This window comes from Methylobacterium sp. 285MFTsu5.1 (genome assembly GCF_000383455.1).
GTDB lineage: Bacteria > Pseudomonadota > Alphaproteobacteria > Rhizobiales > Beijerinckiaceae > Methylobacterium.
In genome coordinates this window covers 285,252-308,058 of the sequence record NZ_KB911271.1, presented here as the reverse complement: position 1 = coordinate 308,058, position 22,807 = coordinate 285,252, and the positions used below count along the sequence as shown (strand labels likewise).

Annotated in this window: 23 protein-coding genes; 8 read left to right on the top strand and 15 right to left on the bottom strand. The window is 72.3% G+C overall.

Going from position 1 to position 22,807, the window contains the following annotated elements; genetic code table 11:
• Positions 1-26 precede the first annotated feature (26 nt).
• Positions 27-914, bottom strand: coding sequence for a DMT family transporter (locus H288_RS0105720; RefSeq protein ID WP_081636442.1), 888 nt, complete (start codon positions 912-914; stop codon positions 27-29).
• 279 nt (positions 915-1,193) lie between these two features.
• Here H288_RS0105720 and H288_RS0105715 point away from each other — a divergent pair, with 279 nt between their 5' ends.
• Positions 1,194-1,592, top strand: a complete 399-nt coding sequence (locus H288_RS0105715; RefSeq protein ID WP_020091631.1) for a PRC-barrel domain-containing protein — start codon at positions 1,194-1,196, stop codon at positions 1,590-1,592.
• A gap of 51 nt (positions 1,593-1,643) precedes the next feature.
• Here H288_RS0105715 and H288_RS0105710 read toward each other — a convergent pair whose 3' ends face one another.
• Complete coding sequence (locus tag H288_RS0105710) at positions 1,644-1,886, bottom strand: hypothetical protein (RefSeq protein ID WP_020091630.1); 243 nt, start codon at positions 1,884-1,886, stop codon at positions 1,644-1,646.
• A gap of 281 nt (positions 1,887-2,167) precedes the next feature.
• On the opposite strand from H288_RS0105710, the gene H288_RS0105705 reads away from it, so the two are divergent.
• The 4 genes from H288_RS0105705 to H288_RS35580 all read left to right on the top strand — a co-directional run bounded on the left by H288_RS0105705 (position 2,168) and on the right by H288_RS35580 (position 3,600).
• The gene (locus tag H288_RS0105705; RefSeq protein ID WP_020091629.1) at positions 2,168-2,662 is read left to right on the top strand and encodes an HD domain-containing protein; all 495 of its coding nucleotides are present in this window, start codon (positions 2,168-2,170) and stop codon (positions 2,660-2,662) included.
• A 109-nt stretch (positions 2,663-2,771) separates the two neighbouring features.
• Entirely contained in the window at positions 2,772-2,978 is a 207-nt protein-coding gene (locus tag H288_RS0105700; RefSeq protein WP_020091628.1) for a hypothetical protein, read from the top strand.
• A 120-nt stretch (positions 2,979-3,098) separates the two neighbouring features.
• Complete coding sequence (locus H288_RS0105695; RefSeq protein WP_020091627.1) at positions 3,099-3,356, top strand: hypothetical protein; 258 nt, start codon at positions 3,099-3,101, stop codon at positions 3,354-3,356.
• 94 nt (positions 3,357-3,450) lie between these two features.
• Positions 3,451-3,600, top strand: a complete 150-nt coding sequence (locus tag H288_RS35580) for a hypothetical protein (protein WP_020091626.1) — start codon at positions 3,451-3,453, stop codon at positions 3,598-3,600.
• Between the two features lie 185 nt (positions 3,601-3,785).
• Here the strand turns inward: H288_RS35580 and H288_RS0105685 are convergent, their stop codons facing one another.
• From H288_RS0105685 to H288_RS0105635, 10 genes are all read right to left on the bottom strand, one after another.
• Positions 3,786-3,974, bottom strand: a complete 189-nt coding sequence (locus tag H288_RS0105685; RefSeq protein WP_020091625.1) for a hypothetical protein — start codon at positions 3,972-3,974, stop codon at positions 3,786-3,788.
• A gap of 344 nt (positions 3,975-4,318) precedes the next feature.
• Positions 4,319-6,007 (bottom strand): MCP four helix bundle domain-containing protein, encoded by a 1,689-nt coding sequence (locus tag H288_RS0105675; protein ID WP_026604698.1) that lies wholly within the window; start codon positions 6,005-6,007, stop codon positions 4,319-4,321.
• A 227-nt stretch (positions 6,008-6,234) separates the two neighbouring features.
• Positions 6,235-6,732: a DUF3617 family protein gene (locus tag H288_RS0105670; RefSeq protein WP_026604697.1), complete on the bottom strand. Its 498-nt coding sequence runs from the start codon at positions 6,730-6,732 to the stop codon at positions 6,235-6,237.
• 212 nt (positions 6,733-6,944) lie between these two features.
• Positions 6,945-8,213 (bottom strand): MSMEG_0569 family flavin-dependent oxidoreductase, encoded by a 1,269-nt coding sequence (locus H288_RS0105665; protein WP_020091621.1) that lies wholly within the window; start codon positions 8,211-8,213, stop codon positions 6,945-6,947.
• The gene (locus H288_RS0105660; protein WP_020091620.1) at positions 8,210-9,391 is read right to left on the bottom strand and encodes an MSMEG_0565 family glycosyltransferase; all 1,182 of its coding nucleotides are present in this window, start codon (positions 9,389-9,391) and stop codon (positions 8,210-8,212) included. The genes H288_RS0105665 and H288_RS0105660 overlap by 4 nt, the downstream gene beginning before the upstream one ends.
• A complete protein-coding gene (locus H288_RS0105655; RefSeq protein WP_020091619.1) occupies positions 9,388-10,383 on the bottom strand; it encodes a sll0787 family AIR synthase-like protein in 996 nt (331 codons plus the stop codon). Before H288_RS0105655 ends, H288_RS0105660 begins: the two co-directional genes overlap by 4 nt.
• Positions 10,380-10,925: an MSMEG_0567/Sll0786 family nitrogen starvation N-acetyltransferase gene (locus H288_RS0105650; RefSeq protein WP_026604696.1), complete on the bottom strand. Its 546-nt coding sequence runs from the start codon at positions 10,923-10,925 to the stop codon at positions 10,380-10,382. Before H288_RS0105650 ends, H288_RS0105655 begins: the two co-directional genes overlap by 4 nt.
• Positions 10,922-12,025, bottom strand: coding sequence for an MSMEG_0568 family radical SAM protein (locus tag H288_RS0105645; protein ID WP_020091617.1), 1,104 nt, complete (start codon positions 12,023-12,025; stop codon positions 10,922-10,924). Before H288_RS0105645 ends, H288_RS0105650 begins: the two co-directional genes overlap by 4 nt.
• Positions 11,979-13,055 carry a Nit6803 family nitrilase gene (locus H288_RS0105640; protein WP_020091616.1) on the bottom strand — a complete coding sequence of 359 codons (1,077 nt, stop codon included), beginning with the start codon at positions 13,053-13,055 and terminating at the stop codon, positions 11,979-11,981. The genes H288_RS0105645 and H288_RS0105640 overlap by 47 nt, the downstream gene beginning before the upstream one ends.
• Positions 13,056-13,124: 69 nt before the next feature.
• On the bottom strand, positions 13,125-13,607 hold the full coding sequence (locus H288_RS0105635; RefSeq protein WP_020091615.1) for an MSMEG_0572/Sll0783 family nitrogen starvation response protein: 483 nt from the start codon (positions 13,605-13,607) through the stop codon (positions 13,125-13,127).
• Between the two features lie 359 nt (positions 13,608-13,966).
• Here H288_RS0105635 and H288_RS0105630 point away from each other — a divergent pair, with 359 nt between their 5' ends.
• The 3 genes from H288_RS0105630 to H288_RS0105620 all read left to right on the top strand — a co-directional run bounded on the left by H288_RS0105630 (position 13,967) and on the right by H288_RS0105620 (position 18,321).
• The gene (locus H288_RS0105630) at positions 13,967-15,406 is read left to right on the top strand and encodes a PLP-dependent aminotransferase family protein (protein ID WP_020091614.1); all 1,440 of its coding nucleotides are present in this window, start codon (positions 13,967-13,969) and stop codon (positions 15,404-15,406) included.
• Positions 15,407-15,846: 440 nt separating this feature from the next.
• Positions 15,847-17,331, top strand: coding sequence for a PAS domain-containing methyl-accepting chemotaxis protein (locus tag H288_RS0105625; RefSeq protein ID WP_020091613.1), 1,485 nt, complete (start codon positions 15,847-15,849; stop codon positions 17,329-17,331).
• A 171-nt stretch (positions 17,332-17,502) separates the two neighbouring features.
• The gene (locus H288_RS0105620; RefSeq protein WP_020091612.1) at positions 17,503-18,321 is read left to right on the top strand and encodes a hypothetical protein; all 819 of its coding nucleotides are present in this window, start codon (positions 17,503-17,505) and stop codon (positions 18,319-18,321) included.
• A 52-nt stretch (positions 18,322-18,373) separates the two neighbouring features.
• Here H288_RS0105620 and H288_RS0105615 read toward each other — a convergent pair whose 3' ends face one another.
• From H288_RS0105615 to H288_RS0105605, 3 genes are all read right to left on the bottom strand, one after another.
• Positions 18,374-19,087, bottom strand: a complete 714-nt coding sequence (locus tag H288_RS0105615; RefSeq protein WP_245274472.1) for a hypothetical protein — start codon at positions 19,085-19,087, stop codon at positions 18,374-18,376.
• Positions 19,088-19,175: 88 nt separating this feature from the next.
• The gene (locus tag H288_RS0105610; protein WP_026604695.1) at positions 19,176-20,960 is read right to left on the bottom strand and encodes a glycosyltransferase; all 1,785 of its coding nucleotides are present in this window, start codon (positions 20,958-20,960) and stop codon (positions 19,176-19,178) included.
• A complete protein-coding gene (locus tag H288_RS0105605) occupies positions 20,960-22,657 on the bottom strand; it encodes a hypothetical protein (RefSeq protein WP_026604694.1) in 1,698 nt (565 codons plus the stop codon). The genes H288_RS0105610 and H288_RS0105605 overlap by 1 nt, the downstream gene beginning before the upstream one ends.
• Positions 22,658-22,807 lie beyond the last annotated feature (150 nt).

The window sequence follows — 22,807 nt, the reverse complement described above, 5'->3', positions numbered from 1 at the left end:
CCCGGGCCGACGGCTCGGCGTCGTTCTCAGGCGAAGCGCCGCGCCAGCGCCACGCAGGCGGCCACGGCCAGGGCGGCGGCGATCATGGCGGGCTCGATGTGCTCGCCGAGGACCAGCGCGGCCACGCCGAGGCCCAGGAACGGCTGCAGCAGCTGCAGCTGGCCGACCGACGCGATGCCGCCGCGCGCCAGGGCGCGGTACCAGAACACGAAGCCGATGAGCATGCTGAACAGCGCGACGTAGCCGAGTCCCGCCCAGGCCGGCAGCGGGATCGCCGCCAGCTCGGCCGGCCGGAGCAGCAGCGCGAGGGGCAGGCTCACGGGCAGCGACAGGACGGTGGCCCAGGCGATCACCTGCCAGCCGCCCAACCGGCGGGCCAGGACGCCGCCCTCGGCGTAGCCGAGTCCGCAGAGCAGGATCGCGGCCAGCATGAAGGCGTCGCCGGGACCCGGCGGACCGTCGAGCCCCCGCGCGGCGAAGCCGACCGTGACCAGCGCGCCGGTGATCGAGAGCAGCCAGAAGACCGGTGACGGTCGCTCGCCGGAGCGCAGCGCGCCGAACAGGGCGGTGGCGTGGGGCAGCAGGCCGACGAAGACGGTGCCGTGCGCGGCGCCGACCGTGCGCAGGGCCAGGGCGGTGAGGAGCGGGAAGCCGACCACGACGCCCGCGGCCACGATGGCGAGCGCCGGGAGATCGGTGCGCCGCGGGCGCGCCTGCCGGAGCGCCAGCAGGGCGGCCGCGCCGGCGAGGCCGGCGAGCGCCGCCCGGGCCGCGCTGAGGAACAGGGCGTCCATGCCGGTCAGCGCGAGGCGCGTCGCGACCAGCGACGCGCTGAAGATCGCGACGCCGATGAGGCCGTCCACCCAGGCGCCGGTCGCCGGTCCGCGCGTCGTCTCGATCACTCCCCCCGCCACGGCTGTCCCCTCCCGATACGTGCGGGTCCCGGCATGCCGTGCCGGGGCGCGGTCGGCCAGGAACGGTGGGGGCGCGGCCGGGCAATCTGTCCCGGTCGATCTTCGATACAGTTGGCCACCCCGTTCACCGCGTCGGAGCCTCGTGAGGGGTGTCGCCGCGCGGGTCGTGCGCCGGCCGAAGGTTCCATGTTCCGCGCATTAACATTTCCGTGCAGTCGCGGAACGATGCGCCCGAGGCGGCCATTTCAGACCACCCATACCGGGCCACTGGAGTACACCATGCGCCGCCTCGTCATCGCCGCCTTCGCCGCCGCCGCCCTCGCCGGGCCCGCGCTCGCCGCCAACGAGGCGCCGCAGACGGTCGCGCCCAAATTCGAGACCGTGCCGCAGGACGCGGTGCTCAGCTACAACCTCATCGGTCTCAACGTGACCGACGCGCAGAACAACACGGTCGGCGAGATCAAGGACCTCGTGATCGATCACGGGAAGCTGGCCGGTTACATCGTCTCGGTGGGCGGCTTCCTCGGCCTGGGCGAGCGCTACGTCGCGGTCTCGCCGAGCTCGATCGCGCTGGGCTACGACGCCGACGCGAAGAAGTGGAAGGCCATCATCGGCGCCAGCAAGGACCAGCTGAAGGCGGCGCCGGAGTTTAAGTACGAGGGCAAGTTCAAGCGCTGAGGCACACCGCCGCGGCCGGGCCCAGCGCCCGGCCGACCCGGCGCCCCGCACTCAGACGGAGGCGTCGAGGGCCTGTCGCGCCAGGCGGGCGACGAGGGCCTCCCGCTTGGCCTGGCGCAGCACGATCCGCGCCGCGGCCCGCGCGTTGGACGCGCGCAGCTCGGCCCGCGGGCCGCCGTCGCGCAGGGCGCGCCACGCCAGCGCGCGGAACCAGCGGACGTTGGCCAGCGCCGCCGCCCTGCGGCTCAGCGGCCCGCCGACATCCAGCGGCTTCTCGAGTGTTCCGGACGTCATGGTCTCGATCCTGAAGCGCGACTCGCCGCTTGTCCGATTATGGAACAACAGATGGCGATTCCACGGGAGCTGAGCAATAGTGTTGCCAACGTGAACTTTTGAATCGAGCGCGAAGACTGCGCATCCACGAAATGAGGTAGTCCCGCCCCGGGACGGCACCGGGCGACGGGGCGCCGCGCGGCAGGCGATCCTGCGGGAACGCCGCGGCGGGGACCCGACTTCCCGCAACGGGAAGCCGGTGCGGCGCCGATCCGGGCCGGTCGATCTGGAGAGCCGGTCGCGTGCCGACGATTTTCGATGCCCATACCTTCGCCCTCACGGCGCATGCGGGTCAGCTCGACAAGGGCGGCGAGCCGTGCATGCGGCACCTGGAACGCGTTGCGAACGCCGCCCAGACCCGGGCCGGTCACGCCCGACTCATCGACGGGCTCGACATCGACCCGATGCGAGTCATGCAGGCGGCGCTCCTGCACGATGTGCTGGAGGACACGCCGCGTACGGCGGCGGACCTCCGCGCCGCCGGCTTCGAGGCCGACATCGTCGAGACGGTGACGCTTCTCACGAAGCCGCAGAGTCGGATCGCGTATTCCGAGCGGATCACCACCCTGATCGCGGCCGGCAACCTCGCCGCGCTGCTGATCAAGATGTCCGATACCGAGGACAACCTCTGCCCGACCCGGATCCCGCCCAACGCCGCGTTCCTGCGCGAGCGCTACGCGACGGCGTTCGAGCGCCTGAAGGCGGCGGCGGCGGCGCGCGGGTACACCGGCCGCTGAGCACCAACCCAGGCGGGGAACATTCGCGCGAGCGTCCGGTAGATGATGCAACGCCCGGGCTGACCGCCGAGGTTCCGGACCCGGGGATGTGAGTGCCGGAGAAGCGCCGATGACACCGTCGACCCGTTCACCCGCCGCGATCAGCGACGAGGGGCGCCACGCCCGCGACCGCGGCGATCCGATCACCGCCAACCCCTATCCGGCGGATTCGGAATCCTGGGCCACCTGGGATCGCGGCTACCGGATGCCCGACGAGCAGGCGCGCGCCGCCACCCCGGCTGCGGTCCGGGAGGACGCGCCACCGGAAGCATCGTGATCCGGGACCCGTGCCGGCCGGTCGGCGACGCGGTCGGAACAGCGGCGGTGGCGCGGGGTTGCCCGCACGACCGGTAACGGCTCCGCGAGAGCGATTGCCGGACCGAGAGGGAGATCCGCCATGAAGGTCACGAGTCTCGCCATCGCCGCCCTCCTCGCGGCCGCGATTCCCGCCACGGCAGCCGAGAATGCCGGCAGCGCGACCAGCCGGTCGGGCACGGCCAACAGCACCGGCCCGAGCGACGCGGGGTCCGGCTCGACACCCGGCGCCGCCGGGAGTGGCCCGTCGACCGGCTCGATGAGCCGCTCCGGTACGACGAACAGCACCGGCCCGAACGATGCCGGATCCGGCTCCAAGCCGCCGGCCGGCGGCCGCTGACGGGACCGCGTCGCGCAGCGAGCGGCGCGGAGATCCTGTTTGGCGATATCGCCAAACAGGATCTCCGCGCCCTCACACGCTACAGGGAGGATCCATGTCGGCACGCACCCGCATCTCACTCGCCGCTCTTCTGCTGCTCGGCCTCGCCGCCTGCGACGACAAGCAGGCGCAGAACAACACGCCGACGAAACCCGACTCCACCAAGATGGAGCCGCAATCGGCGCCGAACACGCAGAAGCGCTAGAGCCGTTCCCGAACGGGGCAGGTGCGGACGGGGACGCTCGCCTAGCCGCCGCTGTTCGTTACGCGGGTCCGTTGCCTCTGTGGCGGAGGCCACACGTCTCTGCGGCCCGACCGGGGAACCCGGTCATCCGGACCGTCGCGACACCTCCGGGGTCGGCACCGGCGACGGCCGGGCATCCCGGGCAGTCAAGTCCGGATCGGCGAGGGACTTGTCTCGGATTGGCCGGTGGTTGCGCCGGTCGGCGGATCGCCGGACGGGTCGGCGATCAGCGGTACGGCGGCGCCGAAGCCGAGAGCCGCCTCGACGAGGATATCGTCGAGCGCGTCCGCGACCCACACGGCGCCGTCGAGGACGGATGTCAGGATTCGAGTCATCTGCACCTCCCTCCCGCATCCCGGGTCGCCGCCGCCGGACGGCGGCGACCCGGGATGCGGTCTTCAACCGGTTCGCACCCGCCGTCTCAGACGAAGTGCATCGGGAGGGCACGGTCCAGGATCTCGACGTAGGTCCCGGCGAGAACCGCGACGGTGGCGGCGGCGACGGCCGTGGCGAGGGCGAAGCGGGCAACGAGGGTCATGGAAGTCTCCATCAGGTCCGCGACTGTGTTCGCGGTGTAACCCTGATGTAAGCTCAAGCTTTCCCCGCCGAGGTGCTGCGGCACACCCCGGCGATGAACTGGCCGGAGCGGCCTATATCGCCGGGCTCCTCAGTCGGCGCGTCAGGCGGCGCGCACGGTCGCGAGGAACCGACCGACCTCGGCGGACAGGTGCTCGGACTGGCGTGACAGCTCCGAGGCCGCGCCGAGAACCTGGCTCGCCGCCGCGCCGGTCTCCTCCGCGGCGCCGGCCACGCCGGCGATGTTGCTGGTCACCTCGCCGGTGCCCTGCGCGGCCTGGGTGACGTTGCGGACGATCTCCTGCGTCGCCGCGCCCTGCTCCTCGACGGCGGCCGCGATCGAGGTGGCGACGCTGTTGATCTCGCGGATGCGCCCGGTGATCGTCCCGATGGCGGAGACCGCCTGACCGGTCACGCCCTGGATCCGGCCGATCTGACTGGAGATCTCCCCGGTCGCGCGGGCGGTCTGTTCCGCCAGCGCCTTCACCTCGGAGGCGACGACCGCGAAGCCGCGGCCCGCCGCGCCCGCGCGGGCGGCCTCGATCGTGGCGTTCAGCGCCAGGAGGTTGGTCTGACCGGCGATCGAGGAGATCAGGCCCACCACGTCGCCGATCTTGGCGACGGCGCCGCTGAGTTCCTGCACGAGGGCGCCGGTCTCGTCCGCCTCGCCGGCGGCGGAGCGGGCCAGCTCGGCCGAACCCTGGACCTGGCGCCCGATCTCCTGGACGGAGGCGCCGAGTTCCTCGGCGGCGGCCGCGACGGTGCTGACGTTCGAGGCAGCCTCCTCGGCGGCGGCCGCGACCGCCCCCGACTGCGCCGAGGTCTGGCCTGCCATGGCCGACATGGAGCCGGCGGTGGCCTGCAGCTCGGTCGCGGAGGCCGAGACCTGCCCGACGATGCCGCCGACCGCCGCCTCGAAGCTGTCGGCCATCTGGCGCATGCCGATCCGGCGCTGCTCCTCGGCGGCGAGGCGCGCCTGCGCGGTCTCGGCCTCCAGCGCCTTCATCTGGATAAGGCCCTGCTTGAACACCGCGACGGCCGACGCGATGGTGCCAATCTCGGTCTTCTCGCCCTGATGCGGGATCTCGGCCGACAGGTCGCCGGCGATCAGCGCCTGCATCGGCCGCACCACAGCGGCGATGCCGCGGGTGACGCCGAGGACGATGATCACGCCCGACAGAACGGAGACCGCCACGGCGAGAGCGATCGCGACGAGGCTCACCGTCCAGGTCTCGTTGAAGACAGCGGTGCCCTGGGCCTGCGCGGCATCGGCGCCGGCGTTGTTAATGGCGATCAGCTTCTCGAGGGCCTTGGAGGCGGCGCGGCGCGGGATGAGGCCCTTCGTCTCGTAGAGCTGATAGGCCTCGGTCTTCTTCCCGGCCCGCGACAGGTCGACGACGTCGTTGCGCACCGCCTTGAAGGTCTGAGATTCGTGGTTGAACGCGTCGAAGAGCGACCGCTCTTCGGGTGAGCTGAGCAGGCCCTTGTAGACCGCGACCCGGTCGGCCAGCTTCCTGTCGAAGCTGTCCATATCCTTCTCGATGCTGGCGAGCAGCGCCGGATCGGTCGCCTGCGTGTGCCGCAGGAGAAGGCCGCTGCTGCGGGCGGTCAGCGTGTCGATCTCGCCCAGCGCCCGGATGCTCGGCAGCCAGTTCGTATCGATCTCAACCGCCTGCTCGCGCAATTTGCGCGTACTCACGAGCCCGAGCACGCCGAGCCCGATCACGAAAACGGTCAGGACCGAGAAGGCCACGACCAGCTTTGTACGAATGGAGACACTCTGTAGCGACACGGCGGCCTCGACGGAGCCGAATAGAACAATTCTGCGGCTGCACGACGCACGATTAGCGAAATGTATTTAATATCCGCTAATCAGACCTTCCCCTGACTCGCGGGCTGTCGCTCGCCGTCTCACGGAGGGATGCCGGTTTCGCGGCTTGGATCTCCGCGGCGGCGCCCGCGCGGACGCGGGGCGGCACCCGACGGGCTCGCCCGCGCCCGAGGCGCCTGCCGGTGTGCCTATCTGGCCGCCGGTTGGGGCATCTTCACGATCTTGCCGTCGGGCAGGATGATGTCGCCCGGGCTCTGTCCGGCCGCGCAGGGACCGATGTAGGTGGCGTCGATCACCATCTGGCGTCGCACGGGCTCCTTGGCGTTCGGCATGCCGGTCAGCGTCGTATCCACCTCCATGTGGATCTTGCTGTTGAAGTCGCCGCTGATCTCGGTCGTGCCCGCGGCCGAGATCGGGCCGAGCTTGCACTCGGTCTCGCCCTTGTAGCCGGTGCTCGTCTTGACGATGGTGCGCTTCGCGCAGTTCTGGCCGCCCCCGAACGCGGCCTGCGCGATCTGATCGGTCTTCTCGTCGATGCATTGACGCGCGGTCGTGTTGCCGTCGGGCGACGTGGTCTTGCTCTCCCACAGGCCGGCCTTGCGTGCCGGCAACGTCTCGGCGGAGGCCACACTGGTCATCGCGGACAGAATCGCCGCAATCCCGATACCGACGGTACGTGCTCGCATGGATGATCCCTGGCTCTGACGCGACTCAGGCGCCGCAACGGGGCGTGGCTAACCGATGCGATACAGGCGAACAAGTCGATCCTGGACCAGCGTTCGCTCCGGAACACTGGAGGGGATCGGCACTTCGGCCGCGGATACCCGGCTTGAGCGGTCCGAATGCCGGGATGACCGAGGGGAGGTTTCGCCCGGGTTTGACCGGATGATGATCCGACTCACACCGCCCGCTTCAGGCCGACCGCACCGGCGCCGAGACGCGCCTCGATCACCTGCACGATGTACTCGGCGTCGCGGCCGACCGCGCCGAAGCGGCCCGAGCCCCACGTGTTCAGCCAGGGCAGGCCGATGAAGGAGATGCCCGCCTCGGCCGTGACGCCGCGCCTGTGCTTCGGCTGGCCGGCGCCGTTGAACACGGACGCGTCGAGCCACCGGAAATCCGGCGCGAAGCCGATGCACCAGACCACGCTGGCGATGCCGGACCCTTCGAGGGGGAGCGCGGTGACCGGCTCGCCCGGCTCCCAGACCGGCGCGTAGCGCGCCTGGACCGGCGCCGCGATGCCGGCCGCGTCGATATGGGCATCGATGGCCGCGTTGATGCCGTTGTAGGTCCGGTCGGCCTGGTCGAGCGCGGGCCGGAGGTTGTCCCGGAAGCGGAGCGCGCCCGCCGCGTAGTCCTCGAGGACGCCGTAGAGCGCCATGCCCTCCAGGGCGAAGCGGCGCAGGTCGATATCCCGGCCGCCGTCGCGACCGGTCACGTAGTGGTTGGTGTTGTCCCGGACACCGTCGCGCAGCGGGTGATCGTCGACGGTCTTCTCGTAGTAGCCCATGTCGGCGAGCCACGCGACGACGTCGCGGCCGCGGTAGAAGCGGGCGCAGCGGGGTGCGTCGCCCACGGCGAGATGTACCTGCCGTCCGGCGAGATGCAGGTCCTCGGCGATCTGCGCGCCGGACTGCCCCGAGCCGACGACCAGGACCGCGCCGTCGGGCAGCTGCGCCGGGTTCCGGTACTGATTCGAGTGGATCTGGGTGATCGCGGGCGGCAGCTTCTCGGCCATGCGCGGGACGATCGGCGTGTGGTAGCCGCCGGAGGCCACCACGATCTCGTCCGCGGTGTAGTCGCCCTCCGAGGTCCGGACCGCGAACACGCCGTCGTCGCGCCGCGCCACGCGCGTGACCGCCACGCCCTCGCGGAGCGGCGGCCTCACCTTGGCGACGAAGGCCTTCAGGTAGGCGACGATCTCGTCCTTCCTCATAAACCCGTCCGGGTCCGGCCCGTCGTAGGGGTGGCCCGGCAGGTCGCACTGCCAGTTCGGGGTGACGAGGCAGAACGTGTCCCAGCGCTGCGTCGCCCAGGTGTGCGCGGCCGTGTGCTTCTCGAAGACGAGGTGCGCGATGCCGCGCTGCTTCAGGTGGTAGCTGACCGAGAGGCCGGCCTGGCCGCCGCCGACGACGGCGACGGGAACGTGACGGGTCGTTGTCGTCATGGCTGCAACTCCGTGAAGGCTGCCGCGCCGCGGGCGCAGGCGGCGTAGGCGTCGCGGTGACGCGTCGCGCAGGCGCGCCAGGAATGGGCGGCCGCGCGCTCCAGCCCCGCCGCCCGCAGGCGGGCGCGGGTCCGCGGTTCCAGCGCCGCCGCCATGGCGGCGGCGATGCTGGCGGGGTCGGCGGGGTCGACGAACAGCGCGTCGGCCGGCGTCAGGTACTCGGTGAAGGGCGGCCGGTCGGAGACGATCGCCGGCGTTCCGCAGGCCATGGCCTCCAGCACGCAGAGGCCGAACCCCTCGGTCCAGGACGGGAAGGCCAGCAGGTCCGCGGCCCGGTAGAGCGCCGGCATGTCGGCCTGCGCGACGGGCCCCGTCTCGATGACGGCCGCGCCGCGGCCCACCTCCAGACCCGCGGCGACGAGGGCCGCGCGGCAGCGTTCGCGGTAGCCGGCGTGGTCGAGGAGCGAGGCTCCGCCCGCGACGACGAGCTGGGCATGCGGGTGGCGCGTCCGCAGGCGCGCGAACCCCGCGATGATGCCGAGGCTGTTCTTGCGCTCCTCGAGGCCGCCGACGCTGAGGACGATCGGCCCCGCGCCGAGCCCCCAGCGCGCCCGCAGAGCCGCGTCGCCCTCCGCGGCCGCGGGGCGATAGACCGACAGGTCGACCCCGTTGCCGACGATCCCGGCCTCGGCGCCGATCGCGTCCCGAATCCAGTCGGCCCACAAGCGGCTGACGCAGAGCAGCCGGCCCGCCTCGCGGATCGCGCGGTCCTGCCAGCCCGCGAGGACGGGGTCGGCGAAGCTGTCGACGTGGTGGACGGTCCGGACGAAGCCCGGGATCAGGCGCCGGTGCTTCAGGGTCGCGAGGGCGTTGCCGCCGATGCCGTCATGGGCGTGGAACACGTCGAAATCGCGGGCCGCCGGGCTCGCGAAGTGGCGCAGGTAGTCGTGGATGCGGGTTCGTACGAGGTCGGTCGTCCCGCCCGCGACCGGCTCGGCGGCGACCGCCACGGTCGCGCAGGACGCGTCTCGGAAGAACCCGCGGACGGACGGGTCGGGCGCGTGGACCACCGCCGCGTGACCGAGTTCGCACAGGGCCTCGGCGAGGGCGAGGCAGTGGGCGACGCCGCCGCGCGGGTTGGTGGAGTGGGTCAGGAGGGCGACGCGCAGCGGCTTCACGGCGTCGCCCCCAGGCCGTCCCTGCCGCAGCCGATCAGTGGGCCGGCGGCGAAGTCCCACACGATGGCCTCGGCGCCCGAGGCGTCCCGCACCCGGACGGCCCGGCCGGCGTCGAGGCTCCCGATCCGGGCCGCCGCGATGCCGCGCTCGGCGAAGCGCGCGGTGACGGCCGCCGTGCGGTCGGGGCGGACGCTGACGAGGTAGCCGAAGCTCGGGAACGCCGTCAGCCAGCGCGTGAGCGGGACGTGGTCGGGCCGCGGGATCGCGTCGAGGTCGATGACGCCGCCGACGGCGGAGCATTCGAGCAGCATCAGGGCCGTACCGACGACCCCCGCCATGCTGATGTCCTTGGCGGCGCCGGCCAGGCCGTCCTCGGCGAGGCCCGGCAGCAGGGCGAGATCGCCGCGCAGCCGCGCGCCCGGCGCGCCGGTGGAGGCGTCCCAGTAGGGGTGCGGGTCGCGGAAACGCCCGCGCAGGTCGATGGCGGCGACGAGGTCGTCGCCGGGCGAGGCGTCGAAGCTCGTCAGCAGGCGCGGTCCCGCCCGGCCGAGCACCGCGACCGCGAGGTTGCCGGCGGCCGCGCGGGTGTTGGTGTGGCCGCCGACCACCGGGACGCCGTAGAGCGCGGCGGCGTCGGACAGGCCGGCCAGGATCGGGTCGGCGGTCCCGGCCTCCCGGGCCCAGAGGGCGTCGACGACGGCGAGCGGGCGCCCGCCCATGGCGGCGACGTCGCTCAGGTTGACCATGATCCCGCAATAGCCCGCGAAGTACGGATCGTCGGCCACGAAGCTGTCGAGGAAGCCCTCGATGGCCAGCAGCAGGTGCCCGTCGCCGTCGGGGATCGCCGCGCAATCGTCGCCGACCGGCACGGCCGCGTGCCGGCTCCCGAGCCCGAGCCGCCGCACCACCGCGTCGATGTCGCGCTTGTGGCCGACCCCGCGGGCCTCGCGGATCTGGCGGGCCAGCGCCCGGACGTCGATCCCGGCGGTCACGCGGCCCTGCGGAAGGTGAGGAGGCCCTGCTCGGGATCGTGCATCGGCGGGTAGGCCGCGAGGTCCGCCTCCATCAGGCGGTGGGGCCGCCCGTGCAGGTCCAGCGCGTCGAGGCTCTCCCAGTGCAGGGCCTCGAACAGCGCGACGTTGCCCTCCTGGACGTGCGCGAGGAAGCGGGTGCAGCCCCGCGCGTGGGCCGAGGACACCGCGACCCGGATCAGGCCGGTGCCGAGGGCGGCGGCGCTGCGGAACGGTTTGGCGACGGCGAGGCGCGAGCCCCACCACGTTCCCGGGCGCGCGCCGTCTTCGTGGATCCGCACGGTGCCGACGACGGCGTCCGCGTCGCCGCCGAGCGTCGAGAGGGCGCAGACCGGGATGGCGTGCGCGTCGATCGCGTCGCGATCGTCCGCACTGAAGATCCCCTGCTCCGCGCAGAAGACCTGCCGCCGCAGGGCCGCGCAGGCGCGCCGCTCCCAGGGCGCGACCGCGAACTTCACCCGGAAGTGGCTGGGCCGGTACGGCGGAACGGGGTCGAACATCAGGCCGCCTCCCCCGCGCGCTCGTAGGTGGAGAGCGCCGAGCAGGCGCCGCACCGGCCGCAGCCGGCCTTGATGTCGGTGGAGCGCAGGTTCGCCCGCCCCAGCATCTCCGCGAGCGGCTTCAGGACGGCGTGCATGAAGTCGTGCCCGGGGGCCGGATGGCTCTCCAGCGGCGTGCCGGAGATCGGCACGAAGGGCACCACGAACGGGTAGACGCCCATCCCGATCAGCCGGTCGGCCATCGCGAGGATCGCCTCCGGCGCGTCGCCGAGGCCGGCGAGGATGTAGGTGGAGACCTGGCCGCGCCCGAAGACCGGGACAGCGGCCGCGAAGGCGTCGTAGTACCGCTCCAGCGGCACGCCCGCCTTGCCGGGCATGATCCGCGCCCGCACCTCGGGCGTGACGGCCTCGAGATGCATGCCCAGCGCGTCGATGCCTGAGGCCTTCATCCGCTCGAACCAGCGGTCGTCGTCGGGCGGCTCGCACTGGGCCTGGATCGGCAGGTCGACGGCCGCCTTCACCGCGAAGGCGCTCTCGCACAGGATCGCGGCGCCGCGGTCGGTGGCGTTCGGCGTGCCGGTGGTCATGACCATGTGCTTCACGCCGTCGAGCAGCACGGCGGCGCGGGCGACCTCGGCGAGCTGCTCGGGCGTCTTGCGGGCCACCGTGCGGCCGGCCGCCAGAGACTGGCCGATCGAGCAGAACTGGCAGGTCTTCGCGCGGCTCTGGTAGCGGATGCAGGTCTGCAGCACCGTGGTGGCCAGCACGTCGCGCCCGTGCAGGACGGCGATCTTCGCGTAGGGCACGCCGTCGAAGGTGGAGAGGGCGTAGAAGCGCGGGCGGCCCGGGAAGGTGACGTGGCCGACCACGACGCCCGCGTGCTCGATCACCGCGATCCCGTCCGCGTCCGGCGGGCGCACGAGGAAGGGCGAGTCGAAGGCGGCCTCGGTGTGGACCGGCACCATCACGGTGCGGCCCGCGATGGTCATCGCCTTGTGGTCCGAGGGGCCGGCGCCGCCGCGGCGGCTCGGCGCGCCGGCGCGGCTGTCGGCGAGCCTAACGCCGCAGGATTGCAACGCGTTGATCAGGCGCTCCGTCGGCATCCCGATCAGGCCCGTCGGGGCCGGCGGGGATATGGGACGGCGCGTCGGAAGCGGGCTGCTGCTCATGGTCGGGGCTCCGGGGGGCGGTCTGCGAACGGGCCGGCCGCTGCACGAAGGCGGCCGGGCGGTCGTCGTGGAGCAGGCTGAGGAGTTCCGGCCGCGCGTAGTGGCCGACCGAGTCCATCATCCGCTTGCGCTTGGTCACCAGCGCGAGATCCATGTCGGCGATCAGGATGCCCTCGCCCGGTCCCAGGGGATCGGCGAGGTGCTTGCCCTCGGGCGACACGATGGCGGTGCAGTTCCCGCCGCGGCAGGCGCCGCGCAGGCGCTCGTCCGGGCAGACCTGCGCGACCTGCGCGTCGGTGAGCCAGCCGGTGGCGTTGACCACGAAGCAGGCCGCCTCCAGGGCGTGGTGGCGGATCGTCACCTCCATCTGGTCGGCGAAGATCTGGCCGACGAGGGAGCCCGGGAACTGCGCGGCGTGGATCTCCTCGTGGCCCACCATCAGGGCGTAGCGGGCGAGCGGGTTGTAGTGCTCCCAGCAGGCGAGCGCCCCAACGCGGCCGACCGCCGTCTCCACCACGGCGAGGCCGGCGCCGTCGCCCTGCCCCCAGATCATGCGCTCGTGGTAGGTCGGCGTGATCTTCCGGCGCTTGAGCTTCAGGGCGCCGTCCGCGTCGAAGATCAGCTGCGCGTTGTAGAGCGATCCGTGGTCGCGCTCGTTGACCCCGACCACGATCACGGCCCCGTGGCGCCGCGCGGCCGCGGAGACCGCCTGCGTCGCCGGACCCGGCACGGCGACCGCGCGCTCGTAGAGGCGCAGGTGCTCGGGCCCCTGGAGCGCGGGCGGGAGAACGAACGAGAAGTACGGATAGTAGGGCACGAAGGTCTCGGGGAAGACCATGAAGCGCGCGCCCTTGGCGGCGGCCTCGTCGACGGCGTTGAGCACGCGCTCCAGGGTGCCGTCCGGGCGGTCGAGGTCCGGCGCGATCTGGATCGCGGCAGCCCGCACGATCCGGGTCTCTGACATGGGTGGTCCTCCGGCTGAGCCAGCGGCTGCGCGCGTCGCGCGCGGCCGCCGGGGGCGTTGGCGCGGCCGTCAGACGGTCCAGGTGTCGATGATCACCGCGTTGTCGCGCTTGTGCAGGAGGATGCAGTCGAGCACGTCGAGGGGGTTGATCATACGAATACCCTCGATGAAGGCCGCCTCGCTGTGCCCGTACAGCGCCTGTGTCGAGAAGCGGCAGGCGTAGACCTTGCCGCCCTCGGCCATGAACTTCTCGAGCTGGTTGTTGAAGTTGAGATGGCCCGGGAACGCCTCGTCGCCGAGCCGGGGGAACCCGCGCTGGACCCCGAGGGTGATGCCGGGGCCGTAGAGCAGGATCGAGGTCTCGAAGCCCTTGCGCTGCAGGCGGGTGGCCTGGAGCAGGTTGACGAGGCCGATCGAGCCCTCGAACGCCACGGTGTGGAAGGTGACGAGGGCCTTCTGGCCGGGTTCGGCCTTCACGTCCTCGAAGACCTTCTCCTCGTAGTCGACCAGGACGTCGCCCTTCTTGTGCGGCTCGCGGTTCACGGCAGGCATTGCTCACGCTCCTCGATGGTCTGACCGGCGGCAGGGGGGGCTGCGCACGTTCAGACAGTCGGATGGCAAGCCATGTGCCAGATCGGAGCCGTCAGGAATGCATTCAATAACGCGCCCTGCGATGCATACAATGATACGATCAATTGAGCGAAGTCGATCCGCTCGGTTCTACTCGACGACGCACAATTCATCATCAGGATTTGCGCACGTCGTCGCCAGATGACGCGCGCTTCGGCGACGAGTATTGTACGCATTGCACGCATCGGTCGCGCCGTGATAGGCCGTCACGCGCCCGGTACGGCGCTTGCAAGCCATACAATCGATCATTGATCGGTTTTCAGGTCGCGGGTGCTGGACGGATGAAGGCTGGCGGGCGGGGAGGACGGTCGGTCGACCGGGGCGACGCGGCCGGTATCTGGACGCCGGACCTCAGGCGCTGGGGCAAGCCCCATTACCTAGCCATCGCGGACGCGCTGGCGGACGACATCCGGACCGGCCACCTGCTTCCGGGCACGCGCCTGCCGACCCAGCGCGCGCTCGCCGCCACGCTCGACCTCAACTTCACGACCGTGTCCCGCGGCTACGTCGAGGCCCACAGGCGCGGCCTGATCGAGGGCCGGGTCGGTCGGGGCACCTTCGTGGTCGACCCGGCGGACGCCGCCCGCACCGCTGGGCCAGCCCTTCCCCGGCGGCCGGGACCGGTCGACTTCACCATGAACCTGCCCCCGGAACCCGACCTGCCCGGCCTGCGGGCCCGCATGCGGTCGTCCTTCGCGGAGCTCTCGGGCGATCTCGCCGACCTCCTGCGCTACCAGGGCTTCGGCGGGACGGAGGCGGACAAGGAGGCCGCGCTGCGCTGGCTCGCGGGTCGCGGGATCGCGGCGGCGCGCGAGCGCCTGCTGATCTGCCCCGGCGCGCACAGCGCCCTGTCCAGCATCCTGGGACAGGTCGCGCAGGCGGGCGACACGATCTGCGCCGAGCGAATCACCTATCCGGGTATCCGGACCCTCGCGGCGCACCGGGGCCTGCGCCTCGTCGGCCTCCCGATGGACCGCCACGGGCTCGACCCCGACGCCTTCGCGGCCGCCTGCACGCGGGGAGCGCCGAAGGCCCTCTACCTCAATCCGCTGCTGCAGAACCCGACCACCGCGACCCTGTCCCGTGCCCGGCGCGAAGCCGTCATCGCGACGGCCCGCCGCTACGCGGTCACCATCATCGAGGACGACGCCTACGCGCGCATCTGCCCGGCACCGCCGCCGAGCTTCGCCGAACTGGCGCCCGAGATCACCTACTACGTGGCGGGCGTCGCGAAGTGCCTGGGCGCCGGCCTTCGCCTCGCCTTCCTGATTGCCCCGAACGCGCGGGCCGCCCTGCCCCTCGGCGACGCCCTGCGCGCTGCCACCGTGATGGCGTCGCCGATCTCGACCGCGCTGACGACGCGCTGGATCACGGACGGGACGGCGGACGCCATCGTGGATTTCGTCCGCGCCGAGTCGGCCGCGCGCCAGAGCCTCGCGGCCGCGCTGCTGCCCTCCGAGGCCTACGTCGCGGACCCGCACGCCTTCCATGTCTGGATCACCCTGCCGGCGGGATGGACGCGCTCGGCCTTCGCCAGCCATGGCCGCGCGGCGGGTCTCGGGGTGGTCGGCAGCGACCCCTTCTGCGTCGCGGGGACGCCGCCCGAGGCCGTCCGCCTCTGCCTCGGCGGCCCTTCGACCCGGCAGCAGATCGCCCACGGGCTGGAGAGGCTGGCCCACGCCCTGGACGGCTCGCCGGCGCTGGCCTCGACCTACATCTGACGGAGCCGGCCGCGTCCCTTCGACCGGGCGTTAGGTCGGTCGAACCGTGTCGTTGCGTGGCATCCAGCCGCATCGCGCCGCGGCGCGCCGATCCGGCGGCGAAGACCAGAAATCCTATTCTCCGTAAGCATATGAACTTCCGTGCAACCTGAGATCATGACGGCGCCGGATCTCGGTGTCGAAATCCGTACCCTCGATTGTATTTTCCACGAGCACTGAGATCGAAGATTGCGTAAAAATTTACTGCTCTGGTAGTTTTGAACTATCCCAGACCTTCTAAATCTCGAACTATTGTGCCGTTCAGATTTAAGTCATCGTTCACGATTGTGCGCAATCATTATGCGAGGCCGTCATGCCGTGACAGTAAATCAGCGGCAGATCCCAAGCAGAACCGCGTGTTTGCACTCGGGATCCCGGCAATGACAAGAAGGGATGGGATCATGCTCGGCGCCCTGCGCGGTCGTGAAGGTCTGGCGGAGAAATTCGATGCCCTCGACCGCTCACAGGCCGTCATCGAGTTCGAGCCGGACGGCACCATCATCACGGCCAACGCCAATTTCCTGACGATGATGGGCTACGCCCTGCCCGACATCCGGGGCCAGCGTCACGCCCTGTTCGTGGAGGCGGCGCATCGGGAGACACCCGCGTACCACGCCTTCTGGGACGCCCTGCGGCAGGGCACCTGCCAAGTGGCCGAGTTCAAGCGGATCGCCCAGGGCGGCCGCCACGTTTGGGTGCAGGCGAGCTACAACCCGGTGCTCGACCGCGCGGGCCGCGTCGTGAAGGTCGTCAAGTTCGCGTCCGACATCACGGCGCAGAAGCTGCTGATGCTCGACTACGCCGGTCAGATCGCGGCGCTGCACCGGTCGCAGGCGGTGATCGCCTTCGATCCGGCCGGCACGATCCTAGACGCCAACGGCAACTTCCTCGAGACGATGGGCTATCGCCTGGAGGAGATCCGGGGCCAGCACCACGGCGTGTTCGTGGACCCGGCCGAGCGGTCGTCCGCCGGCTACCGCGCGTTTTGGGAGGGCCTGGGCCGGGGCGAGTTCAAGGGCGGCGAGTTCCGCCGCATCGCCAAGGGCGGCCGCGACGTCTGGATCCAGGCGACCTACAACCCGATCCTCGATGCCAGCGGATGCGTCCTGAAGGTGGTCAAGTTCGCCGCCGACATCACCGCGCAGGTCCAGGAGCGCCACCGGCGCGTCGCGGCGCAGCGGGCGATCGGCGTCGACCTCGACGCGATCGGCACCGCCGTCGAGGGCGCCAGCCGCCGGACCGCGGAGGCCGTCGACCTCGCCGGGCGGGTTTCCGGCGACATCCAGAGCGTGGCCTCCGGCGCCGAGGAACTGTCGGCCTCGGTGGGCGAGATCAGCCAGCAGGTCAGCCACGCGGCGCGGATGGCCGGCGAGGCCGTCGAGCAGGCCCGGCACACCAGCACGATCGTCGAGGGCCTGAGCGGGCAGGCGGCGCAGATCGGCGACGTCGTGACCATGATCCAGGGCATCGCGGCCCAGACCAACCTGCTCGCGCTCAACGCCACGATCGAGGCGGCCCGGGCGGGCCTCGCCGGCAAGGGCTTCGCGGTCGTGGCCTCGGAGGTGAAGGCGCTCGCCGAGCAGACCGCCAAGGCCACGGATCAGATCCGCGACCAGATCACCACGACGCAGGCCACCACGCGCGAGGCGGTGTCGGCGATCGGCTCGATCCAGGGCACGATCCGGGCGCTCGACGAGATCTCGGCGGCGATCGCGGCGGCCGTCGAGGAGCAGTCGGCGGTGACCCAGGAGATCTCCGGCAGCATGCACACGGCCTCCCGCGGGGTCGGGACCATCGCGGGCGGCATGGCGGCGATCGCGCGGGCCAACGAGCAGGTCGACGCGGCCACCCGCCAGGTCCGGGAAGCCGCGCGCGCCGTCGGCTGAGGTCGCCCGCCCCGGTTCCGGGCGCGCACCGGCGCTCGCGGGTCGCCGCGACCGGTTTCAGACGGGCGGAATCGCCAGCCGGCCGCTTTGGCCCGGACAGGCCGCCCATGATAGCGAGGGCGCGGCTCCGATGCCGGCCCGGGTCGGCGGCGCGACGCGCGGGAAACGACCTTGGCGGCGATTTGGCTGACGGCCCTGATCCGGGCGCTGACCTCAGGGACCGTGGTGGTGCTCGCCTCCGTCCTGGCCGAATGGCTGGGACCGGTCTGGGGCGCGCTCGTCGTCAGCCTGCCGGTCTCCGCGGGGCCGGCCTACGTGTTCATGGCGATGGAGCACGACGCCGCCTTCGTGGCCGGGGCGGCCCTGAACGGCTTCGCGGCGAACGCCGCGACGGGCCTGTTCCTGATCGTCTACGCCCACCGGGCTGCCGGCCGGGACATGACCGCCACCCTCGGGCCGGCGATCCTCGCGTGGCTCGCGGCGGCCCTGCCGGTCTCGGCACTCACCTGGACGCCGACGACGGCGTTCCTGCTGAACGCCCTGGTCTACGGGGCCGGCGCGCTCTCGACCCGGCACGTCGTGCGCGCGACCCTCGTGCGGAGCACCGTCGTCGCGCGGCCGCGCCCGCTGGATCTGCTGATCCGCGCGAGCGCCGTCGCGCTGTTCGTCGCGGCCCTCCTGGCGCTGAGTACGGCGCTGGGCCCCGCCAGGACCGGGGTCATCGCCGCCTTCCCGGTCACGATGACGAGCGCCTTCGTCATCCTCCATCGCCGCATCGGCGGGGCGGCGATGGCGCGGCTGGCGAGCGTCGCGATCCGCGGGGTGTTCGGCTTCGGCCTGACCTTGCTGACACTCCACCTGATGATCCAGCCCTACGGTGCCGCGCTCGCGCTGACGGTCGCGCTCCTCGTCTCGCTGATCTACTCGGCGGGTCTCCTCGTGGTGCAGCCCCGTCCCGGTCGGCAGGAGCCCGGCATCGTCACGCGCTGAGGCGCGCCGTCCGACCGCGACCTCGTCGCCAGGGCGCAGCCAACGAAGCGCCTCAGAAGCCATCGTCCTCCCGCTGCAGGGCCCGCTTGCGCCAGGCCGTGAGCAGGCTGGCGAGCGCGTCGGGATCCAGCCCGTAGCTGTCCGGCAGACCCGCGTTGCGCCCGATCAGGTGCCGGTTCATCGCCCCGAGGCGCGTCGCGCCGGCGTTCGCGTCATCGAAGGTCACGAGGCGTTGTCCCGAACCCGGCATGGAGACCGGCTCGAACACGCTCACGTCACGCCACCGGACGTGCCGCGCGCGGCCCAGCTGCACGACGGTGAAGCCCGTCTCGTCGAGGTGCAGCGCCGAGCCGCGGATCGCCGTCAGGATGAGGAAGGGGACGCCGCCGAGGAAGAGCGCGACGCCCGGCCAGAGCAGCAGTTGCATCGCCGTGGAGGGCGCCTCGTGCAGCACCATCCAGAGCGTGACGCCGCCGAAGCCGGCGGCCATCAGGGCCAAGAACAGGAGTTTCCGCACCGAGGCGCGCAGGATCACGGGGCCGGGGAACTGCGCCGCCAGCGACCCCGCCGACCGGCTCTCGGATTCGAGCAGGTCCGGCCGCAGCTGCCACACGGCGACGGCCGCGCACACGCCGAAGAACACCGTCGTCGTGACGCCGCCATCCGCGCCGGCGGCGATCATCCCGAGGCCGGCGGCGACGAAGAGGAGGCTGATGCCGAGCAGCAGGACGTTCCGGCCACGGTCGCCGCGCGCGAGTTTCAACACGATCGCCCCGCCCTCCCGCGACGCCGATGGCCGGTGTGGCCACCCGCTTCCGAGACGCGACCATACAGGCCGCGCCGCGAGGCGGCGATCACGCGCGCCGCGCCGTGTGGCCGCTCTCGCCCAGCATCGCCAGCACCTGCGCGGCCCCCTCCTCCGGCGCGATGCGGGACGTGTCGAGGAGCGGCACCCGCAACTCCTCCGCGAGCGCCCGATAGCCGGCGATCCGGGCCTCGGTCATGTGCTCCGACGGGTTCGGGACGCCGCGCGCGACCATGCGGGCGATGGTGGTGGGACGGTCGGCCCAGCACATGACGGTGAACGGGCGCGGCTCCCAGCCCGGACGAAAGGCCGGCGAGAGGAGCTGCGAGGCGGTGAACCAGTGCCGGTCGAACACGACCGGTCCCGGCGGGGCGTTGGCGATCGCCGCCGCCACGGCCGCGTGCGCCACGTCGTCGGCCAGCACGTGCTGCCCCGTCCGGGCGAGGTGGACCAGGATGGCGCCGACCGGACCGCTGAACGGGTTGAGCACCGTGGCGCCGAGCGCCTCGGCGACGTGCCGCGCGATACTCGACTTGCCGGAGCCGTCGAGCCCGTCGACCGCGAGCGCGATCCGCGAGGCCTGGGCGGCCTTCTGCTGGGCCCGCGTCAGGTTCGAGGGGTAGATGCGGCCCTCGCGACGGCCGTGCTCGAGGTAGTGCAGCTGCCCCTGCCACGCGTGCTCGAACAGCGCCGCGAGGTCGGCGTGCAGCCGGATATAGCCGAGGGCGTCGAAATCCTCCGGCAGGGGCCCGTCCCGGCTCGCGAGGTCGGCGAGGCGCAGCGCGGTCTCGCGCGGCGGGCCGGACGGGCGCACCGCATCGGTCCGGCCCGCCCGCAGCGCGATCGCCTCCGCGACGACGGCGAGCAGACCGTCCGCGTAGGTGTCCCAGTCGAGCGCCCGGATCCGCGCCCGTCCCGCCTCGGCCCGGGACGCGGCGCCGGCCGGATCGGTCGCGATCCTGTCCACGGCCTCCGCGATGGCCGCGCCCAGCGCCGCGTCCGGACCGTCCGGCACCACCAGGGCCGTGACGCCGTCCTCGGCGAAAGCCAGCGTGCCGTGCACGGTCGAGACGAGCGGCGTGCCGCAGGCCATCGCTTCCGCAGCCGGGTTGCACCAGCCGGCATGCGCCTCCGCGCTGCAGAACGCGTCGAGCCCGTGATACCACGCGGGCAGGTCGGACTCGGGCAGCGGCCCGTGCACGACGAGGCGGCCCGACGCCACCAGATCGGCGCGCGCGCCCACCAGCCCCCAGTCCGGCCGTCCGAACCAGTGCAGGGCCCACGCGTCACCGAGCTTGTCGAGCGCCGCGAGCTGCGCGGCGGGGCGCTTGTTGGCGATGCCGCCGAGCCGGCGCCGCGCGCCGCGCGCGGGCGGCGAGACGGGCGGCGCGAACAGCCCGCTATCGACCGCACCGACGAGGCGCCGCCACGGCAGGCCGAGGGCCTGGAGGGCGGCGTCGTCCCAGTGGTCGTTGTTCGCCACGACGAGGTCGGGCGCGAGGGTCCGCGTGACGCGCGCGTAGGCGTCGCGCCGCACCGGCGCGTTGAGGAGGTGCTGGATCCGGGCGCCGAAGTTCGGGGCCCGGAGGTCCACGAATCCCTCGATCGTGGCATCCGGGAAGCCGCCGCCGGGCACCATGACGGCGTCCCAGCTCGCGCGCGCGGCGTCCTCGCGGTGCAGGACTGGCAGCCGCGTCTCGAACCCGTCCTCGCCGGTGCCCAGAGTCAGGTACGCGAACGCGTGACCGCGACGCGCGAGCACCCGCCCGACCCGCTCGAACCGGAGCAGGCCGCCCGTCAGCGCCAGGTGGTCACAGGCGACGAGCAGCCGCATCACGGGGTTCCTCTGATGAGACGCAGGAGGCGAAGGGACAGGCCGCTGCCGTCACCGGCTGAAGCGCGGCGGGCGTCGAGGGTGTCCTGGAGGTGGTCGCGCGCGCGGTGCATCTCGGCCGCGTAGGCGATCACGCGGTCGGTGCGGCGGACGCTTTCGCGCGCGGCGGCCTCGTGCGCGGCGGCGTCGGCGGCGCGCGCGGCGCGCAGGGCCGCGTTCTCCTCGAGCAGCCGCGCGATCTCCGCGGAGGCCTCCGCGAGCGCAGCGCGCGGATCCGCGTCGATCCGGGTCTCTTCGCCGACCGGCAGGCGCGTCGCCGCCGCCCAGTCCAGGCCGCGCTCCGTCACCCGGTCGCTGACGATCGTCTGGAAACGGCTTTCCCGGGCCAGCCGGTCGGCGAGCTGCGCATCGTCCAGAGCCAGCCCGAGTCGCGGCAGCAGGGCGCGCAGGGCATCCAGAAGGGTCAGCGTGGACAGCCCGCCGGGACGCCAGTCTCGCGCATCGGTCAGCGCGTTGACCAAGCCCCGCACGGCGAGGTGGCCAGCGTCCAGAGGGACCCCGAGCTCCCATTCCAGGTCTATGAACGTGCCGTCGGCGCCCGAGACGAGATTCTTCGGGATGGCGTCGAGGGCCGGTCCCGGGAGGATCGTCTGGGTCTCGAGCAACGCTCCCGCCGCGAAGCGGCGCGAGACGGCTTGAAGCCACGTTCCGGCCCAGGCGGCGACGGCGTCCGGGCACCAGCCTTCCCGCGCCAGCCGCGCCTCGAGAACTTCAGACCAGAGGGAGCCCGGCACGTAGGTCTCCGACGGCAACAGGTTCGTGACGCCTCGAACCGCGGCGGGAAGGTCGGGATACGCGCGCGCGCGGCGCACCGCGATCTGCGACCCGGCCTCCGCGAAGGTCACCAGCCGCTCGAATTCCGGCCGGCGGCGCAAACCCGCGTGGATCGCCAGCCGGTCGTCCGGCGGCAGCGGCTCCGCCGATGCCGCGATCACGAAGGCGGGCGCCAGATCGCCGATGAGCCCCTGCTCCGCCACCGTCGCCCAGGCGCGCCGCGGCGAGAACAGCGCGCCCGCGCGGGCTGCCGGATCCGGCCCGGCCGCGCCGATCGCGAGCAGTCCGGGATCGAACCCGCCCGGCCGCGCGAGGCCCCGCTCGGCGATGAAGCTCACGGGCTCCTCCCGCCCCGGGAACGGGAACCACCATTCCTGATAGGCCAGGCCGCGGGCCTGCAGGGACCGTTTCAGGCCTGCCCGCGTGGGCAGCCGGAGGCCGTCCGACCTGAGGCGTCCCTCGAGGCTCGGGAAGCCGCGCTGCCCCACCGTCTCGGAGCCCGCAGCGAGTCCGTGGAGCGAGAGGGCGTTGTCGATGACGAGGATCAGCCGCCCGCCGGGCCGCAGCCGTTCCTGGGCCCAGGCGATCGTCGCGTCGAGCGCGTCCCGGCCCCCGTCGTCGCGACACGACAGCAGCCCCGTCAGCACGACGCCATCGAAGAGGGTGGAAGCCGGCAGGTCGGCGCCATCCGCCGTGGTGACGAGGGTGGCGTCGGAAGCCCAGCGCGCGCGGCTCCCCGCGTCGGGCTTCGGGCCCAGCAGCAGGAGCGTGCCGGTCAACCACGGCAGGAAGGGGCGCAACGCCTCGGCGCAGGGCTCGCGCGGCGGGTGCGGCGCGCCTATTGCCACTTCATCCCGTGCCATACTTCCTGATTGCCAACATTAAATTGCCCGGAATTACCCAATCGCCAAGTGGTTGGGGGAAATTAATCGACGAAATGGACATGCGACAGTTGCGTGTCTACTTACAATTGGCATTAACCTGCAATTAAAACTGGCCCGTCTCGCCGAGGT

Bases quoted from the DNA above. Each gene is read 5' to 3' on its own strand.
- H288_RS0105715 (WP_020091631.1), top strand. From the start codon at position 1,194: ATGCGCCGCCTCGTCATCGCCGCCTTCGCCGCCGCCGCCCTCGCCGGG.
- H288_RS0105710 (WP_020091630.1), bottom strand. From the start codon at position 1,886: ATGACGTCCGGAACACTCGAGAAGCCGCTGGATGTCGGCGGGCCGCTG.
- H288_RS0105700 (WP_020091628.1), top strand. From the start codon at position 2,772: ATGACACCGTCGACCCGTTCACCCGCCGCGATCAGCGACGAGGGGCGC.
- H288_RS0105695 (WP_020091627.1), top strand. From the start codon at position 3,099: ATGAAGGTCACGAGTCTCGCCATCGCCGCCCTCCTCGCGGCCGCGATT.
- H288_RS35580 (WP_020091626.1), top strand. From the start codon at position 3,451: ATGTCGGCACGCACCCGCATCTCACTCGCCGCTCTTCTGCTGCTCGGC.
- H288_RS0105685 (WP_020091625.1), bottom strand. From the start codon at position 3,974: ATGACTCGAATCCTGACATCCGTCCTCGACGGCGCCGTGTGGGTCGCG.
- H288_RS0105670 (WP_026604697.1), bottom strand. From the start codon at position 6,732: ATGCGAGCACGTACCGTCGGTATCGGGATTGCGGCGATTCTGTCCGCG.
- H288_RS0105665 (WP_020091621.1), bottom strand. From the start codon at position 8,213: ATGACGACAACGACCCGTCACGTTCCCGTCGCCGTCGTCGGCGGCGGC.
- H288_RS0105645 (WP_020091617.1), bottom strand. From the start codon at position 12,025: ATGCCGACGGAGCGCCTGATCAACGCGTTGCAATCCTGCGGCGTTAGG.
- H288_RS0105640 (WP_020091616.1), bottom strand. From the start codon at position 13,055: ATGTCAGAGACCCGGATCGTGCGGGCTGCCGCGATCCAGATCGCGCCG.
- H288_RS0105635 (WP_020091615.1), bottom strand. From the start codon at position 13,607: ATGCCTGCCGTGAACCGCGAGCCGCACAAGAAGGGCGACGTCCTGGTC.
- H288_RS0105630 (WP_020091614.1), top strand. From the start codon at position 13,967: ATGAAGGCTGGCGGGCGGGGAGGACGGTCGGTCGACCGGGGCGACGCG.
- H288_RS0105625 (WP_020091613.1), top strand. From the start codon at position 15,847: ATGCTCGGCGCCCTGCGCGGTCGTGAAGGTCTGGCGGAGAAATTCGAT.
- H288_RS0105610 (WP_026604695.1), bottom strand. From the start codon at position 20,960: ATGCGGCTGCTCGTCGCCTGTGACCACCTGGCGCTGACGGGCGGCCTG.
- H288_RS0105605 (WP_026604694.1), bottom strand. From the start codon at position 22,657: ATGGCACGGGATGAAGTGGCAATAGGCGCGCCGCACCCGCCGCGCGAG.